The 15913-nt window shown below is 51.9% G+C and carries 12 protein-coding genes; 2 read left to right on the top strand and 10 right to left on the bottom strand.

Features of this window, described 5'->3' with window-relative positions:
• Position 1 precedes the first annotated feature (1 nt).
• From PsAD37_RS14925 to PsAD37_RS14905, 5 genes are all read right to left on the bottom strand, one after another.
• Positions 2-1249, bottom strand: a complete 1248-nt coding sequence (locus tag PsAD37_RS14925) for an aminotransferase class V-fold PLP-dependent enzyme (protein ID WP_063296830.1) — start codon at positions 1247-1249, stop codon at positions 2-4.
• A complete protein-coding gene (sufD, locus tag PsAD37_RS14920; RefSeq protein ID WP_063296829.1) occupies positions 1246-2529 on the bottom strand; it encodes a Fe-S cluster assembly protein SufD in 1284 nt (427 codons plus the stop codon). The genes PsAD37_RS14925 and sufD overlap by 4 nt, the downstream gene beginning before the upstream one ends.
• A gap of 15 nt (positions 2530-2544) precedes the next feature.
• On the bottom strand, positions 2545-3297 hold the full coding sequence (gene sufC, locus PsAD37_RS14915; protein WP_057465164.1) for a Fe-S cluster assembly ATPase SufC: 753 nt from the start codon (positions 3295-3297) through the stop codon (positions 2545-2547).
• Between the two features lie 60 nt (positions 3298-3357).
• Entirely contained in the window at positions 3358-4830 is a 1473-nt protein-coding gene (sufB, locus tag PsAD37_RS14910; RefSeq protein WP_057465165.1) for a Fe-S cluster assembly protein SufB, read from the bottom strand.
• A 151-nt stretch (positions 4831-4981) separates the two neighbouring features.
• Positions 4982-6139, bottom strand: a complete 1158-nt coding sequence (locus tag PsAD37_RS14905) for a cysteine desulfurase family protein (protein ID WP_063296828.1) — start codon at positions 6137-6139, stop codon at positions 4982-4984.
• Positions 6140-6467: 328 nt separating this feature from the next.
• On the opposite strand from PsAD37_RS14905, the gene PsAD37_RS14900 reads away from it, so the two are divergent.
• Positions 6468-7127 (top strand): alpha/beta hydrolase, encoded by a 660-nt coding sequence (locus PsAD37_RS14900; RefSeq protein ID WP_063296827.1) that lies wholly within the window; start codon positions 6468-6470, stop codon positions 7125-7127.
• Positions 7128-7196: 69 nt separating this feature from the next.
• Here the strand turns inward: PsAD37_RS14900 and PsAD37_RS14895 are convergent, their stop codons facing one another.
• A complete protein-coding gene (locus tag PsAD37_RS14895; RefSeq protein ID WP_057465168.1) occupies positions 7197-7583 on the bottom strand; it encodes an NADH:ubiquinone oxidoreductase subunit NDUFA12 in 387 nt (128 codons plus the stop codon).
• A gap of 169 nt (positions 7584-7752) precedes the next feature.
• A complete protein-coding gene (locus PsAD37_RS14890) occupies positions 7753-8442 on the bottom strand; it encodes a two-component system response regulator (protein ID WP_063296826.1) in 690 nt (229 codons plus the stop codon).
• A 697-nt stretch (positions 8443-9139) separates the two neighbouring features.
• Here PsAD37_RS14890 and PsAD37_RS14885 point away from each other — a divergent pair.
• Positions 9140-12811: a vitamin B12-dependent ribonucleotide reductase gene (locus PsAD37_RS14885; RefSeq protein WP_063296825.1), complete on the top strand. Its 3672-nt coding sequence runs from the start codon at positions 9140-9142 to the stop codon at positions 12809-12811.
• A gap of 265 nt (positions 12812-13076) precedes the next feature.
• On the opposite strand, the gene PsAD37_RS14880 is transcribed toward PsAD37_RS14885, so the two are convergent.
• The 3 genes from PsAD37_RS14880 to PsAD37_RS14870 are packed head-to-tail and all read right to left on the bottom strand — an operon-like array spanning position 13077 to position 15911.
• Entirely contained in the window at positions 13077-13814 is a 738-nt protein-coding gene (locus PsAD37_RS14880) for an ABC transporter permease (RefSeq protein WP_063296824.1), read from the bottom strand.
• Positions 13801-14745, bottom strand: coding sequence for an ABC transporter ATP-binding protein (locus PsAD37_RS14875; protein ID WP_063296823.1), 945 nt, complete (start codon positions 14743-14745; stop codon positions 13801-13803). The genes PsAD37_RS14880 and PsAD37_RS14875 overlap by 14 nt, the downstream gene beginning before the upstream one ends.
• A complete protein-coding gene (locus PsAD37_RS14870; RefSeq protein ID WP_063296822.1) occupies positions 14742-15911 on the bottom strand; it encodes an ABC transporter permease in 1170 nt (389 codons plus the stop codon). Before PsAD37_RS14870 ends, PsAD37_RS14875 begins: the two co-directional genes overlap by 4 nt.
• Between the last annotated feature and the right edge of the window lie 2 nt (positions 15912-15913).

Genomic DNA, 15913 nt, shown 5'->3' with positions numbered 1-15913 from the left:
CCTAACCAAACATCATCTGCGCTTTACGCAAGGCTTCTACCAGGCGATCAACTTCATCATGGGTGTTGTACAGGCCAAAACTTGCACGGCATGTACTGGTCACGCCGTAACGCGCCAGCAAAGGTTGCGCGCAATGCGTACCGGCCCGAACTGCAACGCCCGCTCTGTCAATCACCATTGAGATATCGTGGGCGTGAACCCCTTCAATCTCAAAGGAGAAGATCGATCCCTTATCCTTGGCGTTGCCAAAGATCTTCAGAGAATTGACTTCCTTTAAGCGCTGCTCTGCATAATCACGTAGGGACGCTTCATGCAATGCGATATTCTCGCGCCCCAGACTCTCCATATAGTTAAGGGCGGCCCCTAATCCAATAGCCTGAACAATTGGCGGGGTACCAGCCTCAAAACGATGCGGAGCTTCAGCATAGGTGATGAGACACTCAGTCACGTCCTTGATCATCTCACCGCCGCCCTGGAATGGGCGCATCTTGTTGAGAATCTCTTTCTTGCCGTAGAGCACGCCGATGCCGCTTGGACCGTAGAGCTTATGCCCGGTGATCGCATAGAAATCACAGCCAATATCCTGAACGTCGACAGGCATGTGCACTGCACTTTGTGAGCCGTCGATCAGCACTTTTGCACCATGTACGTGTGCAAGGCGCGTGACTTCTTTCACTGGAACTACAGTTCCGGTGACGTTGGACATATGGGTCATGGCGACGATTTTGGTGCGATCTGTCAGGAGTTTTTCAAACTCATCCAGCAGAAACGTACCATCTTCTGCAATGGGTGCCCATTTGATGACAGCGCCTTTGCGTTCCCGAAGGAAGTTCCAAGGCACGATGTTGGAATGGTGCTCCATGATGGAGATGATGATTTCATCGCCTTCCTGCATGTCATCCTCCAAACCGTAGGACACAAGGTTGATTGCTTCAGTCGTTGATTTTGTGAAAATAATTTCGTCAACGCTTGGAGCATTCAGGAAGCGGCGCACGGTTTCGCGTGCCGCCTCAAAGTTTTCGGTGGCTGTGTTCGACAGATAGTGTAAGCCACGGTGCACATTGGCATATTCCTGGGTGTAGGCTTTGGTGATAGCATCAATCACCGCTGTCGGCTTTTGGGCTGACGCACCATTATCCAGGTAGACCAACGGCTTGCCATAGACCTGTGTTGAAAGGATCGGAAAATCTTTCCGAACCTTCTCAACATCGTATGGAGCTGTGAAAGCCGTGTTGTCGACCTTGGTCATTCGCTCACCATATCATCGGCATGAAGCCAACTGCGTGTCATTGCTTCCAGCAATTCTACACACTGTTCCTCTTCAAATTCCTCAATAGCTTCTGAAAGGAATGCGAGAACGAGGATTTTGCGTGCCTGCGCTTCTGGAATACCGCGCGCCATAAGGTAGAACAGCAGGTCTTCGTCAATGTCGCCGGTGGTGGATCCGTGGGCGCACTGAACGTCGTCCGCAAAGATTTCCAGCTCAGGTTTGGCATTGATTTCAGCGGTATCGCTCAGCAGAAGTGTTTTGATCATCATCTGACCATCAGTCTTCTGAGCAGCTTGTTCCACAATGATCTTGCCCTGGAAAACTGCGCGGGCTTTGTCGTCGACGACAGAGCGGTAGTATTCGCGGCTTTCACATCCTGGAACGGCATGCTTCACAAACAGTGTGATATCAGCATGTTGGTTGTCTTTGAGCAGAGATGTTCCGCGCAGGCCAGCATGGGTGCCCTCGCCCTTGAACTCAAGGAAGAGTTGGGCACGAGACAGCGATGCACCTTCATTGTAGATGAAGTGCTGGAAATTGGTTTCCGCACCCAGCTCCATGCTAAGCGTCTCAATATGCTGCGCTTTTGCGCTTTCCACCTGAAGCTTCAGCCAGTGCACATCTGCTTTGTCACCAACCTTGATCTCTGTGAGAGCGTTGGACTGGTAAGCGGCATCTGCATCGCCTTCAAAGCTCTCGATAATGAGCGCTTTTGCGCCCGAACCGATCTCAACCGCGGTGCCTGCATAGGAGCTGACCTGGGAACCGTCGGTGTAACGAACGATCTCAATCGGCAGCTCAATCTTTGCATTTGCATCGATCTTGATGCTGATGCCGCCCTGAACCAGAGCCTGATTGAGGTGCGCCATGGCATCATCAGTGCCGAGCTGTGCTGCCAGGAAGCCGTTGGTCTGAGCGATGCTCAAGCCTGCAACATCCTGATCTGAAGACAGGTCTGGCGCGTAGCGGCCGTTGACGATGGCAATGCGATGGGTCTTCAGATCACCAGCCCCCTTCAAAGCCTCGGCTTTGGGAGCGGTTTTTGAAGCCAATGCAAATGCATCGTTCATCTTGGTGCGCAGGTCTGTGTAGTGCCACTCTTCAACGCGGCGATGTGGAATACCTTTCGCTTTGAAAGCATCCCACGCCTGTTTGCGTTGATTTGCGTTTTCCTGCGTTGTTTGCGCGAAAATTGCGTCGAACTGAGCGTTCAGGCTCTGCTCTGCTTTAGTCTCTTGAATCTTTGCCGGAGCATTCATCGGTTACCCTCCAGCTCAAGCAGCTTCTTCGCCGACGTAATCAGCGTAACCGTTTTTCTCCAGTTCAAGAGCAAGCTCTTTGCCACCGGTTTTCACGATCTTACCTTTGGACAGAACGTGCACGACGTCCGGTACAATGTGGTCCAGCAGACGCTGGTAGTGCGTGATCACGATCATGGAGCGCTCAGGGGAGCGAAGCTGGTTGACGCCTTCAGAAACAACGCGCAGTGCATCGATGTCCAGACCTGAATCTGTTTCATCCAAAACGCACAGAGTTGGTTCCAGCAGAGACATCTGCAGAATCTCAGCGCGTTTCTTTTCACCGCCGGAGAAACCAACGTTGAGTGGACGCTTGAGCATGTCTGGCGTCACTTTCAGCTCTTTGGATTTCTCACGTACGAGCTTCATGAAGTCAGGGGTGGAGATTTCATCTTCACCGCGTGCTTTGCGCTGTGCATTCAACGCAGTCTTCAGGAAGGTCATGGTTGCAACACCCGGGATTTCGATCGGGTACTGGAACGCAAGGAACATACCGGCAGCAGCGCGCTCATCGGCACCAAGTTCAGCCCAGTCAACGCCGTTGTAGGAGATGGAGCCCTCAGTGATCTCGTAGTCGTCTTTGCCTGCCAATACATATGACAGGGTGGACTTACCAGACCCGTTTGGTCCCATGATCGCGTGGACTTCACCCGGGCGTACAGTCAGGTCAATGCCGCGAAGGATTTTGTTGCCATCAACTTCGGCGTGCAGGTTTTTGATCTCAAGCATCTATCGTTCTCGTCTTTTCAATTCTTCAATAGGTACGAGGCAAACGCGGTGGTCCGCGTTTTAGCCCACACTTCCTTCAAGGCTGATCGAAATCAGTTTTTGTGCCTCAACTGCGAATTCCATCGGCAGTTGCTGGATTACGTCCCGGACAAAACCATTCACGATCAATGCGACAGCTTCTTCCTCATCAAGGCCACGGGCCTGACAGTAGAACATCTGATCGTCAGAGATCTTGGAGGTTGTTGCCTCATGCTCGAACACCGCTGAGGAGTTCTTGCTTTCGATGTAAGGGACGGTGTGGGCACCGCACTTATCGCCAATGAGAAGCGAGTCACACTGGGTGAAGTTACGTGCGTTAGATGCCTTGCGATGCGCGGAAACCTGCCCGCGATAGGTGTTTTGAGAGACACCTGCGGAGATACCTTTGGAGATAATCCGGCTGGCGGTATTTTTGCCCAGATGGATCATCTTGGTGCCGCTGTCGATCTGCTGATGACCATTAGAGATCGCAATGGAGTAGAACTCACCTTGTGAGTTATCTCCGCGCAGAATGCAGCTTGGGTATTTCCAAGTGATGGCAGAACCGGTTTCAACCTGTGTCCAAGAGATTTTGGAGTTCTTTTCGCGGCAGTCGCCACGCTTGGTCACGAAGTTGTAGATACCGCCTTTGCCTTCAGAGTCGCCTGGGTACCAGTTTTGAACTGTAGAGTACTTGATCTGTGCATCTTCCAGAGCAACAAGCTCAACCACAGCAGCGTGCAGCTGGTTTTCATCGCGCTGAGGGGCAGTACACCCTTCCAGATAAGACACATAAGAGCCTTTATCTGCGATGATCAGCGTACGCTCAAACTGGCCTGTGTTCGGCTCGTTGATACGGAAATAGGTGGACAGTTCCATTGGGCAACGTACGCCTGGTGGAATGTACACAAACGACCCATCAGAGAACACAGCTGAGTTCAATGTTGCGTAGAAGTTGTCGGAGACCGGAACAACAGACCCAAGGTACTTTTGAACCAGCTCTGGATGCTCACGAATTGCTTCGGAGATCGGGCAGAAAATAACGCCTGCCTTGGCCAGTTCTTCCTTAAAGGTTGTTGCTACTGAAACACTATCGAAAACGGCATCAACTGCGACGCGGTTTTCTGGTGCAACACCTGCCAAGATTTCCTGCTCGGACAATGGAATGCCCAGCTTCTTGTAGGTTTCCAGAATCTCTGGATCCACCTCGTCAAGAGACTTGGGTCCCTCACGTTTTTTAGGTGCTGCATAATAATGAAGGTCTTCGAAGTCGATCTTCGGGTAATCAACTCGCGCCCATGTTGGCTCTTCCATCGTCTTCCAACGACGGAACGCTTCCAAGCGCCAATTGAGCATCCATTCCGGTTCGTCTTTTTTAGCCGAAATGTATGCAACGATATCTTCATTGAGCCCTTTGGGAGCAAGCTCACTTTCGATATCGGTTACGAAGCCATATTTATACTGATCAACATCAATTGCTTTGACCTGATCAATTGTTTCCTGGACTGCCGCCATGCTTTGTCTCCATACGCGGTTCAAAGCCGCATTGGGTACGATTATTGGACCCGTTTGCCCTTACTTAACAGATGCTCTGTCGCAACACAGTGCATCCTTATTTATACGAGGGTTTGTCCTCGTTTATTTTTATATACGGCGTTCACCCCTTCTATGTGGGCTTCATTCGTTTATAAATTTTCGTCCAAGCGCCTAAAAAACGCTCAACATCTTCATGGGTTGTCGCCCAACCGAGACTGACCCGGATTGCGCCACGCGCCAATGATTCCGATACTCCCATTGCAAGAAGCACATGGGATGCGCCTACTTTGCCGGATGAACAAGCAGACCCAGATGAAACAGCGACACCAAACAAGTCAAAGTTGATCAGTGCGGTTTCAGCTGAAATCCCTTCAACTGCGAAACACGTCGTGTTTCCAAGACGCGCGACATCTTTACCGAAGATAATCGCATCTGAAGAAAGTTCATTCAGTCTCTCTTCCATATGGTCTCGCAGGCGCGAAATCCTAGCATGTTCATCAGGATTAGTTGATTGCGCTGCCGCAACCGCAAATCCTGCAATGCCTGCCGTATTCTCTGTTCCGGCTCTTCTCCACGATTCTTGTCCGCCACCCGTCAGCAGCGGAATGGGGCGAAAATCACCTTTCCCGAGGATAAGAGCACCAACCCCTTGTGGACCTCCGATTTTATGGGAGGAGATCGACATGGAGTTGCAGCCAATCATGGCCATTGAAAGTGGTTCTTTCCCTGCCATCTGGACTGCATCCACATGGTAGAGATGACCTAAATCTTCTGTGAGAACGCCGATTTCCTGCAGGGGCTGCAAAACACCGGTCTCACTATTGGCAGCCATAACAGATACCAACGCGGTTTCATCTTCTCCCAGCTTCTCAAGCAATCTGCGCAGTTCACTCACTACCACGCACCCGTCTTCATCAACGGGAATGCTTTGAACATTTTGGGCTGCAAACCGACCACCAGCTATAATGGATGGGTGTTCGATTGCGCTCACAAAAACCTGGGTCAGAATATAGGGCTCGCCATTTTTTAGCCAAGTGGGCGATAATGCAGTGACGTTTGCCTCTGACGCTCCACTCGTAAAAATGATATTCGCCGGGTTGCCATCTACCAGATCTGCAATTTTGTGCCTTGCATCTTCGATGATGGATCGGGCGCGCCGACCGCTGCTGTGAATAGAGGACGCATTGCCAGCTGCTTTGTAGGCTTCCTGAAGAGCTAAAAGAGATTCTTCCCTCAGCGGAGCGCTGGCGTTATAGTCTAAATATGTCAGTTCACGGTTTATTGTCATAGTTTAACACAGAAAATGGGGTTCTTTAGTGCCCTAATTGGGTCTCTATGGAAATGGAAACCTTGATATTTTCCACGGTGCTTACGATAAGGGGTAAAGAGTTCCCTTTGAGTTCGTTGAGGTCTATAACGTGCATGCGCCGAGTTGGATATACCTTTCTCCAATAGAGGCCGATTTTCAGTGTAGCCCTTGAGGTTCATCGTAGAATAATTCTAAACTGGTTCTAATAAACTTGCGTCTCGCAGTCAAGTTTAATCGACAATGATCCGGTATACCAAAAAGCCGGCAGACATTTGCTGCCGACTAAAACAAGAGGATTTTGCAGTATATGCCTGAGGTGATCTTCAATGGCCCTGCAGGACGGCTAGAAGGCCGTTTCCATCCAGCAAAAAAACGTAATGCTCCGATTGCACTGGTTCTTCATCTGCACCCGCAGTTTGGCGGCACGATGAACAACCAGATTATCTATCAGACCTATTACATGTTTGCGAAACGCGGCTTCGCAGTTTTGCGTTTCAACTTCCGCGGCGTGGGTCGTTCCCAGGGTCAGTTCGACCATGGTCAAGGTGAGCTTTCAGATGCTGCGGCGGCGTTGGACTGGGTACAAACCATCCATCCGGATGCACGTGCTTGCTGGATTGCGGGCTTCTCATTTGGTGCATGGATTGGCATGCAGCTCTTGATGCGTCGTCCTGAAGTTGAGGGCTTTATCTCTATCGCCCCACCAGCCAACTTGCATGACTTCTCCTTCCTGGCACCCTGCCCGTCTTCTGGCCTGATCATTCATGGTGAGCAGGATAAAGTGGTTCCACAGAAGGATGTTCAGGCTCTGGTTGATAAGCTGAAAACCCAAAAGGGTATCATCATCGACCACCAGGAAATGCCAGGTGCAAACCACTTCTTTGAGAACCATGTAGATGGTCTGATTGGTAGTTGTGCTAACTATCTCGATCGCCGTCTCGGCCTGATCGGAGAAGATGCTGGTTAATCAGCGATGATCTTCGCATTAAAAAAGCCCGGTCGATTGACCGGGCTTTTTTCGTAACTCGTGTCTGGCTTATTCGCCAGGCGTCCAGGCGTGGTAGTCTCCAGTCACTTCCGGACGTTTTTCCGGGGTCAGGATGGAGCCTTTTGGACGATATGCATTTGGTGTGCCTGTCAGGTTTGGAGAGTGAGCGATTTCCCACTCACGCGCGACATAACCACTCTCTGTTGGCGGAGTGTCTGTGCGGTAATGCATCCAACCGTGCCAACCGGCAGGGATCTGGGAGGCTTCAGCAAGGTTTTTATAAATCACCCAACGACGCTTGCCGCCGCGCTCTTTATAATACTTGTTACCAAAGTCATCGGTCCCGACGAACTCACCCTTTCTCCATGTGAAGAAGCGAGTGCCCCACGTGTCACTGTTCCACCATGTGAAGAACGTAAGCAGAAGGTGTTTCATGTGTCTGGCCTTTCCAGATCGGTGGCTTTGTAAATTTTCCCGGAATATGACGAGTGTTTGGGTGCCTGTCCAGTCTTAGAGTACCGTAGTTTCAACTATTCACCGGAAGTCGCTTTAAATATCCTAGGGTCAGTTATTATTTTCACAATTCTGACGCCTATTTTATGCGTTATTTCTTGGCACGGCGCGACAAGTACGGGTTTTGACTGAACTTGTCTGCTGGTGAAACATTTCCAACTTCCAGATCCTTGAGTGAGAGAGGCTCATTCTCATCTCTTTTCGTCGATCTGCGTGGTCTTGGTGCCATTTCAGATTCGGGTGATGGTGCGTTCTCATCCTTCTGGTATTCGCGCGCTTTGTTGAGCGCCGCGAACTTGGCCTGATTCTGTTCCAGCCGCTTTGCCGTTCCATCAATAATGAAACCACCGTCGTTGTTGCGGACGAACTGACGGCGATCCTTGCTGATTGATTCTAGCGATTTCTTCAAAACAGAGGATGAAATCGGCGTCACCAGCAGATGATGGGCCCCTGCTTCCAAGGCGCGCGTCACCAAAGCACGGGTGCCATAGGCCGTAATAAAGACGAGCGGAACATTGATGAGCTCGGGGATTCGGCCTGAACGCATAAGCTTTAAGAGCTGGAAACCGCTGACGGGCTTCATCTCCCAACCGGATAACACCAGATCTGGTGGGTCCGAGATGAGCATTGGTAATGCATCTTTGGGACTGTCATAGACACGCACGCGCCCAAGCTTCAGGGTGCCTAAGATACCCCTTAGGATTGCTTGGGTGGATTTTAACTGTTCCACAAGAACCACATCTAACTGAGAAATGTCCTTGCCGAAGGAGGTGTGATGCATATCTGCTCGCTAATTTAACCTAACCAGATACCGAAGGTAATTGAGAAACTATATATGATCTCTCCATACAACTACTGCGTAAAATTGCGCGGGGTACACAGACTTTTTTACCCGTGAAATTTTCTGATCCACTGAATAATTTTTCCTAAAAATATCCCCCAGAAAAAATGAGCTTGAATTTGCATTTTCGCTTGGCTTTGCGGAAATGGCGGGGTTCTGCTGCCTGTGCCCGGTTTGGAACAGGTCTGGGTCTCCCCACAATCCACACAGATTACAATATTTGGTGTTTCGATCCCTCTTATGCACACAACCAGTGGACAGATCGCGCTTGACGATGCTTTCCGATTCAATCTAATTTGAGGTCGAAATCAAGACGTGTTCAGGATAGTGCGGCCTCGGCTGGGAGTTCACCACATTTAAGTAGCTTCGAGTGCTAGGAGTTGGATTAACATTCACTTCCAGCGGTCGCTTTTTTTGCCAATTGCAGCCTAAATATTGTGTTAATATATTATCAGCACACTAGATATTGTGATAGCATCGAATTGCGTGCCACTTTACCTGCGTTTACTAGGATAAATGCCAGATAGCGGATTAATCAAAACCGGCGGCGGACTTTTGGTTAAAATCTTAGCTATCGGCGCTCTTAAAACCGAGATGTACCGCGGTGACCGTCACCGGGTGCGATAAGGGGCTAAACATGAGAATTGAGCGGCGATATACTGCGGAAGGACAATCCCCCTACGCAGATATTGAGTTTTGCAACGCAACGAGCGAGATCCGTAACCCAGACGGTTCCGTTGTGTTTCGCTTGGAGAACATTCAGGTTCCTAAGCAATTCTCTCAGGTTGCCTCTGATATTCTGGCACAGAAATACTTCCGCAAAGCTGGCGTTCCGGCCAAGCTGAAAGCGGTAGAAGAAAACACCGTTCCATCCTGGCTGTGGCGCAAAGCTCCAGACGACAAAGCTCTTTCCAAGATGGCGAAAGACAAGCGCTTTGGGTCTGAGATCGACAGCCGTCAGGTGTTTGATCGTCTGGCTGGTACATGGACGTACTGGGGCTGGAAAGGCGGATACTTCGACAGCGAAGCTGATGCGCAGGCGTTTTATGACGAACTGCGATACATGCTCGCGACCCAGAAGGTTGCTCCGAACTCCCCGCAGTGGTTCAACACCGGCCTGCACTGGGCGTATGGCATTGATGGCCCAAGCCAGGGTCACCATTACGTAGACTTTGAAACTGGCGAGCTGACCCGCTCTGCGACTGCTTATGAGCATCCGCAGCCGCACGCTTGCTTCATTCAGTCTGTTGACGATGATCTGGTGAATGAAAACGGCATCATGGACCTGTGGGTTCGTGAAGCACGTCTGTTCAAATACGGCTCTGGCACCGGCACTAACTTCTCCTCGCTGCGTGCAAGCGGTGAGCGTCTGGCAGGCGGCGGCAAGTCCTCCGGCCTCATGAGCTTCCTGAAGATTGGTGACCGTGCAGCTGGTGCAATCAAGTCCGGCGGCACAACACGCCGTGCAGCTAAGATGGTTGTGGTTGATATCGACCATCCGGATATCGAAGAATTTGTGACCTGGAAGGTGCACGAGGAACAGAAAGTTGCGGCCATCGTAACCGGTTCCAAAGTGTGTCAGAAGCATCTTCAGGCTGTGATGAAAGCTTGCGTCAACTGCGAAGGCAGCGGCGACGATTGCTTTGATCCTAAAAAGAACCCTGCCCTCAAGCGCGAAATGCGTGCTGCCAAGAAGGCAATGGTTCCTGATAACTACATTCAGCGTGTGGTTCAGTTTGCACGGCAAGGCTACAAGACCATTGAATTCCCGATCTACAACACTGACTGGGATTCTGAAGCTTATCTGACTGTTTCCGGTCAGAACTCCAACAACTCTGTTCGTGTAACTGACGGCTTCCTGAAAGCTGTCGCTGCAGATGGAGACTGGGATCTGATTGGCCGTATTGACGGTGGCACCCAGAAGACCATCAAAGCAGCTGAGCTTTGGGAACAGATTGGTTACGCGGCCTGGGCGTCTGCTGATCCGGGCCTTCAGTACCACACCACCATCAATGAATGGCACACCTGCCCGCAGGGCGGCGAGATCCGCGCATCCAACCCATGTTCTGAGTACATGTTCCTGGATGATACCGCGTGTAACCTGGCTTCTTTGAACCTGCTGCAGTTCCGCAAGGAAGACCAGCAGTTCGACTTTGACAAGTTTGAGCATGCAACCCGCCTCTGGCAGATCGTGCTTGAGATCTCCGTCATGATGGCGCAGTTCCCATCCAAGCAGATTGCAAAGTTGTCTTACGAGTACCGTACAACTGGTCTGGGCTATGCCAACATTGGCGGCCTGCTGATGATCTCCGGTATTGCTTATGACAGTGACGAAGGCCGTGCGCTTTGTGGGGCGATCACCGCGATCATGACCGGTGTTTGTTACGCTACATCTGCTGAAATGGCTGGTGAGCTTGGTTCTTTCCCTCGCTATGAGGAAAACGCCAAGGACATGCTGCGCGTGATCCGCAACCATCGCCGTGCTGCGCACAGTGAGAGCAAGGATTATGAGAACCTCAGCACCCTGCCCGTTCCTCTGGATGCTTCCAACTGCCCACAAGCTGAGCTTGTTGAGCGTGCCCGTCTTGCATGGGATAAAGCTCTGGAGCTTGGAGAGGCACACGGTTACCGCAACGCTCAGACCACTGTAATTGCACCAACCGGCACCATTGGTCTGGTTATGGATTGTGACACAACCGGTATTGAGCCTGACTTTGCGCTGGTGAAGTTCAAGAAACTCGCGGGTGGCGGTTACTTCAAGATCATCAATCGCGCTGTTCCTGAAGCCCTGCGTACGCTTGGTTACTCAGAAGCTGAGATTGCCGAGATCGAAGCTTATGCGGTTGGTCATGGTTCTATTTCTCAGTCCCCTGCGATCAACAGTGCCAGCCTGAAGGCCAAAGGCTTTGATGATGCTGCGCTTGAGAAACTGGCTGGAGCACTTGGGTCTGCATTCGACATCAAGTTCGTCTTCAACCGCTGGACCCTCGGCGATGAGCTGCTGACCGGTAAGCTGGGCGTTTCCGCTGAGCAGCTGGAAGATATGGACTTTGACCTTCTGAGCCACATGGGCTTCAGTAAGGCAGAGATTGAAGCTGCTAACACCCATGTGTGTGGTGCGATGACTTTAGAAGGTGCACCGCACCTGAAAGAAGAGCATTACTCAGTGTTTGACTGTGCGAACCCGTGTGGCCGTATCGGTCAGCGCTTCCTGTCTGTTGACAGTCACATCAAGATGATGGCCGCTGCGCAGCCGTTTATCTCCGGTGCTATTTCCAAGACCATCAACATGGCAAACACGGCCAGCGTTGAGGACTGTAAAGAAGCTTACATGCTCTCCTGGAAGCTGGGTCTGAAAGCAAACGCTCTTTACCGTGATGGCTCTAAGCTGTCTCAGCCGCTGAACGCTCAGCTGCTGGAAGATGAAGACGATGATGCAGAAGACACTGTTGATGACATCCTTGCCCAGCCACAGGCAGCTCGCGCTGAAGCTGTTGCAGAGCGTGTTGTTGAACGGATCATCGAGCGTACTGTTCGCAACCGTGAAAAATTGCCAAACCGCCGCAAAGGTTACACTCAGAAAGCTTCCGTTGGCGGCCACAAAGTGTACCTGACAACCGGTGAATATCAGGATGGCCGTATCGGTGAGATCTTCATCGACATGCACAAAGAAGGCGCTGCCTTCCGCTCATTGATGAACAACTTCGCGATTGCGATCTCTCTTGGTCTGCAATACGGCGTTCCGCTTGAGGAATATGTTGACGCGTTCACGTTCACCCGATTTGAACCTGCTGGCATGGTGATGGGCAATGACGCAATCAAGAATGCAACGTCCATTCTTGACTACATCTTCCGTGAGTTGGCCGTGTCTTATCTCGGTCGTAACGACCTGGCCCACGTGCCACCGGAAGCATTGGACAGTGCGACGTCTACCTCCCGTTCTTCTGCTGAAGGACAGGATGAAGAGAGCAGCCCTGCGATTGTTTCTCACGGCCTTGTTCGCGGTCAGACCGAAAAGTTCCGTCTGGTCCCAGGTGGCGATCCAGCTGTTCAGCTGGCCGGTGCGATCACAGCTCAGTCTGATGCGATTGCAACAGCCTTCCAGCGCGGTGGTGAAGCGACGGCAACAGCAAGCGTTGGCACAGCAACACCTGCAGCTGCACAGCCATCTGTCGCCAGTCAGGTCGCTCAGGCCCGCATGAAGGGGTATGAGGGTGAGAGCTGCGCGGAATGCGGCAACTTCACCATGGTCCGCAACGGCACCTGCCTAAAATGCGACACCTGCGGCTCCACCAGCGGCTGCAGCTGATTACTGATCAAAAGCTTATAAAAACAGGCCCCAAAGCTCTGCTTTGGGGCCTGTTTTCGTTTGTACGCGTATTGAGGTCAGATGTCGAAAACGTATGAATTGAAGAAACACAATCTTTGCGAAGAGGTACAATCCACTTTGGCCCTGCTGCAAACCGCCCTTGAGCATTGATTAAAAGCTCCCCGTGCCTAAAAGTCGCCTTCTAAACTGAGCCTATATTCATTTTTTCGGTAAGGCCACGAAGTAAGGGTCATCTTATTCGGTGTTATTTCACACCAAGGCGTTTTCGGATGCTGGCTTCAAGTTGGGTCAGTGCGTCGTAGATCAGGACTGCGAACAGGCCGACTATGAGGCCGCCTTGTAAGACGTAGGAGGTGTTGTTGGTCAGCAGGCCTGCGATGATGACTTCGCCAAGCGTGTGGGCGGCGACGGTGGAGCCGATTGTTGCTGTGCCGATGGCAATTACGACAGAGAGACGAACACCTGTCAGGATCAAAGGAAGCGCCAGTGGAAGCTCGACTTGAAGCAAACGTTGCCGGCGGCTGAGTCCTATTCCCCGGGCTGCTTCCATAGTTGCAGGTGGCAAGGTTGAAAGACCGGTCATTGTGTTTTCGAAGATTGGCAAGATGCCGTACAAAAACAGCGCAACAAGCGTTGGTCCGGCTCCAAAACCCAGCATCGGTACTGCCAAAGCCAGAACGGCAACAGGTGGAAACGTCTGTCCCATGTTTGCAATGGTTCGTGACAACGGCAAAAATGCCTTCCCTTGTGGGCGAGTGACGAGGATCGCCAGTAACACCGCAACAACGATTGCGGCGACTGAGGCTAAGGCAACGATACCCAGATGGCTCAGAGAAAGCGACAACAACGAGGTACGATCGTAGATCACGGCGGCACCGGGCGGTGTGAAGGGTTCAAACATGGGTGCAAACCACTCAGGCCGAAGGACAAGAGCGAGCAGCAGCGAAACAACGATAACCCTTAGGAAATTAGCTCGGCTCATGTATCCCCTCGGCTCTGGAGCGGATCGCTTCCAGTGTTACACGGCCAATAGGATTGCCGTTGCGTTCTACAGGCACAGCATTTCGCCCGCTCCAAAGGCAAACAGAAAGAGCCTCTCGCAGGCTGGCTTCCTCGTCGATTGGCTCCCCTTCTGCAGCTCCCTCTTCAAGTATCTGGGAGACGGAAAGCAGCGATAACAGGCGAAGCGGCCGATCGACACCGCCAACCATTTCTGCAACAAACTCTGTGGCAGGGTTGGTGATGATCTCTGCAGGCGTGCCGTGCTGAACCAACTGTCCCTGATCCATCACCGCTACCTGATCACCAAGCTGTATGGCTTCCTCCATATCATGCGTGACGAGAAGGATTGTGGAGCCGAGTGTTCGTTGAATCCGGTGCAAGTCTGTCTGCGCGCGCGTTCGAATGATGGGGTCCAGTGCCCCGAAGGGCTCATCCATGAGCAACAGATCGGGCCGGGATGCCAAAGCTCGTGCCACGCCTACCCGCTGTTGCTGGCCGCCTGAGAGTTCGGCAGGATAGCGATCGCGAAACTCATCTGGCGGCATGGAGAATAGGTCCAACAGCTCATTCACACGCGTATAGATCTTGTCCTTGTCCCAACCGAGTAGCCGCGGCACGGCGCCGATGTTTCTGGCAACTGTGTGATGCGGGAAAAGACCATGGCCCTGAATTGCATACCCAATGCGGCGGCGCAGGGCGTTTTTTGGCAAACCTGCAGTTGGTTCACCATTGATCCGAACTTGACCAGACGTGGGCTCGACAAGCCGGTTGACCATACGCAGTAATGTACTTTTTCCAGAGCCGGATGTGCCGACGATTGCGGTGATTGTTGCGCTCTCAATCGTCATAGATACGGCATCGACAGCAGGCCGTCCGTCGTAAACCTTGGTTATGTTGTCGATCTCAATCATCCATGCCTCATCTTATTAGGGCGGGCCAATTCGACCAGAATATCCATTGTAATTGCTGAGATAAGAGCAAGAATGACTGTTGGCAGGGCTCCAAGCAGGATCAAATCTGTTGCAGTCTGATTGAGCCCCTGAAAGACAAAGGTTCCAAAACCACCACCGCCAATCAATCCGGCGATTACCGCAAGGCCAATATTCTGCACCAGAACAATCCGCAGCCCAGCCAGCATAACCGGAAGCCCCAGTGGCAATTGAATCTGTATGAGGCGTTGATGGCGGGTCATTCCCATACCGCGTGCTGCATCTAGTGTCACGATTGGAGTGGCTTCCAAACCGGCCACAGTGTTTGCCACCACCGGCAACAGGGAATAGATAACCAGTGCCAGAAATGCGGGCAAAAAGCCGATCCCGACGACACCCAGTTCCCTGGCGCCTGGGATCGCGCTACTGACCCAGGCAAGAAGCGGGATCATGATGCCGAACATGGCAAGTGACGGGATTGTTTGCAAAAAACTGAGCACAGGCAGGACTGCGCTACGCAAACTTTTGTTCCGGTGGCAATACACACCAAGAGGGAAACCAATAGCTGCGGCCACAACAAGCGAGCCAAAAGCAAGGCCGAGGTGCCGCCATGCCGCATTGAAGAAGGCATCTTGTCTGCTGGCGTACTCTCTGAAGATTGACAGATCGGTCAAGACTCCTGACCACAAGACCATTGCTGATACCACAATCGCTACAGCCAACAAGGCGCCGCGCATTTTGGGGCCTGGGGAAAGAGAGGACAGAGCGTCAGCCGCTAGCAGTAACAGGATTGCAAGCAAACACCAGAAACCACTACCTAGCGATACTCTGGCATAAGTTCCAGCTCCTTCAAGAAGTGAGGTGCTGCCTTCCATCAGCAGCCAAATCAACGCGGCTATTCCGATCATTGCACCTGTTAAACGTAAAACTTGCCAGGCCGCTGGCAAACCAAGGGCGAGCCCAGCCAGCAAGCCAGCAAAGCCGGGAATGACGGCTTCTGGTCCGGCCACGTCCCACACAGGGACGCCCTCACCCGCGACAATACGATTGGCGGCAAGCGTCATGAAAGGTGCGTATAAGGCAACCAGACCCAGGCCTGTAAAGAAAAGACCGGGTCCGGAGACGATTGATTTGATCCTGTTAGGCATAA

This window comes from Pseudovibrio sp. Ad37 (assembly GCF_001623075.1).
Classification (GTDB): Bacteria; Pseudomonadota; Alphaproteobacteria; order Rhizobiales; family Stappiaceae; genus Pseudovibrio.
This window is presented reverse-complemented; position numbering and strand designations above follow the sequence as displayed.

Bases quoted from the DNA above. Each gene is read 5' to 3' on its own strand.
- PsAD37_RS14925 (WP_063296830.1), bottom strand. From the start codon at position 1,249: ATGACCAAGGTCGACAACACGGCTTTCACAGCTCCATACGATGTTGAG.
- sufD (WP_063296829.1), bottom strand. From the start codon at position 2,529: ATGAATGCTCCGGCAAAGATTCAAGAGACTAAAGCAGAGCAGAGCCTG.
- sufC (WP_057465164.1), bottom strand. From the start codon at position 3,297: ATGCTTGAGATCAAAAACCTGCACGCCGAAGTTGATGGCAACAAAATC.
- sufB (WP_057465165.1), bottom strand. From the start codon at position 4,830: ATGGCGGCAGTCCAGGAAACAATTGATCAGGTCAAAGCAATTGATGTT.
- PsAD37_RS14905 (WP_063296828.1), bottom strand. From the start codon at position 6,139: ATGACAATAAACCGTGAACTGACATATTTAGACTATAACGCCAGCGCT.
- PsAD37_RS14900 (WP_063296827.1), top strand. From the start codon at position 6,468: ATGCCTGAGGTGATCTTCAATGGCCCTGCAGGACGGCTAGAAGGCCGT.
- PsAD37_RS14895 (WP_057465168.1), bottom strand. From the start codon at position 7,583: ATGAAACACCTTCTGCTTACGTTCTTCACATGGTGGAACAGTGACACG.
- PsAD37_RS14890 (WP_063296826.1), bottom strand. From the start codon at position 8,442: ATGCATCACACCTCCTTCGGCAAGGACATTTCTCAGTTAGATGTGGTT.
- PsAD37_RS14885 (WP_063296825.1), top strand. From the start codon at position 9,140: ATGAGAATTGAGCGGCGATATACTGCGGAAGGACAATCCCCCTACGCA.
- PsAD37_RS14880 (WP_063296824.1), bottom strand. From the start codon at position 13,814: ATGAGCCGAGCTAATTTCCTAAGGGTTATCGTTGTTTCGCTGCTGCTC.
- PsAD37_RS14875 (WP_063296823.1), bottom strand. From the start codon at position 14,745: ATGATTGAGATCGACAACATAACCAAGGTTTACGACGGACGGCCTGCT.
- PsAD37_RS14870 (WP_063296822.1), bottom strand. From the start codon at position 15,911: ATGCCTAACAGGATCAAATCAATCGTCTCCGGACCCGGTCTTTTCTTT.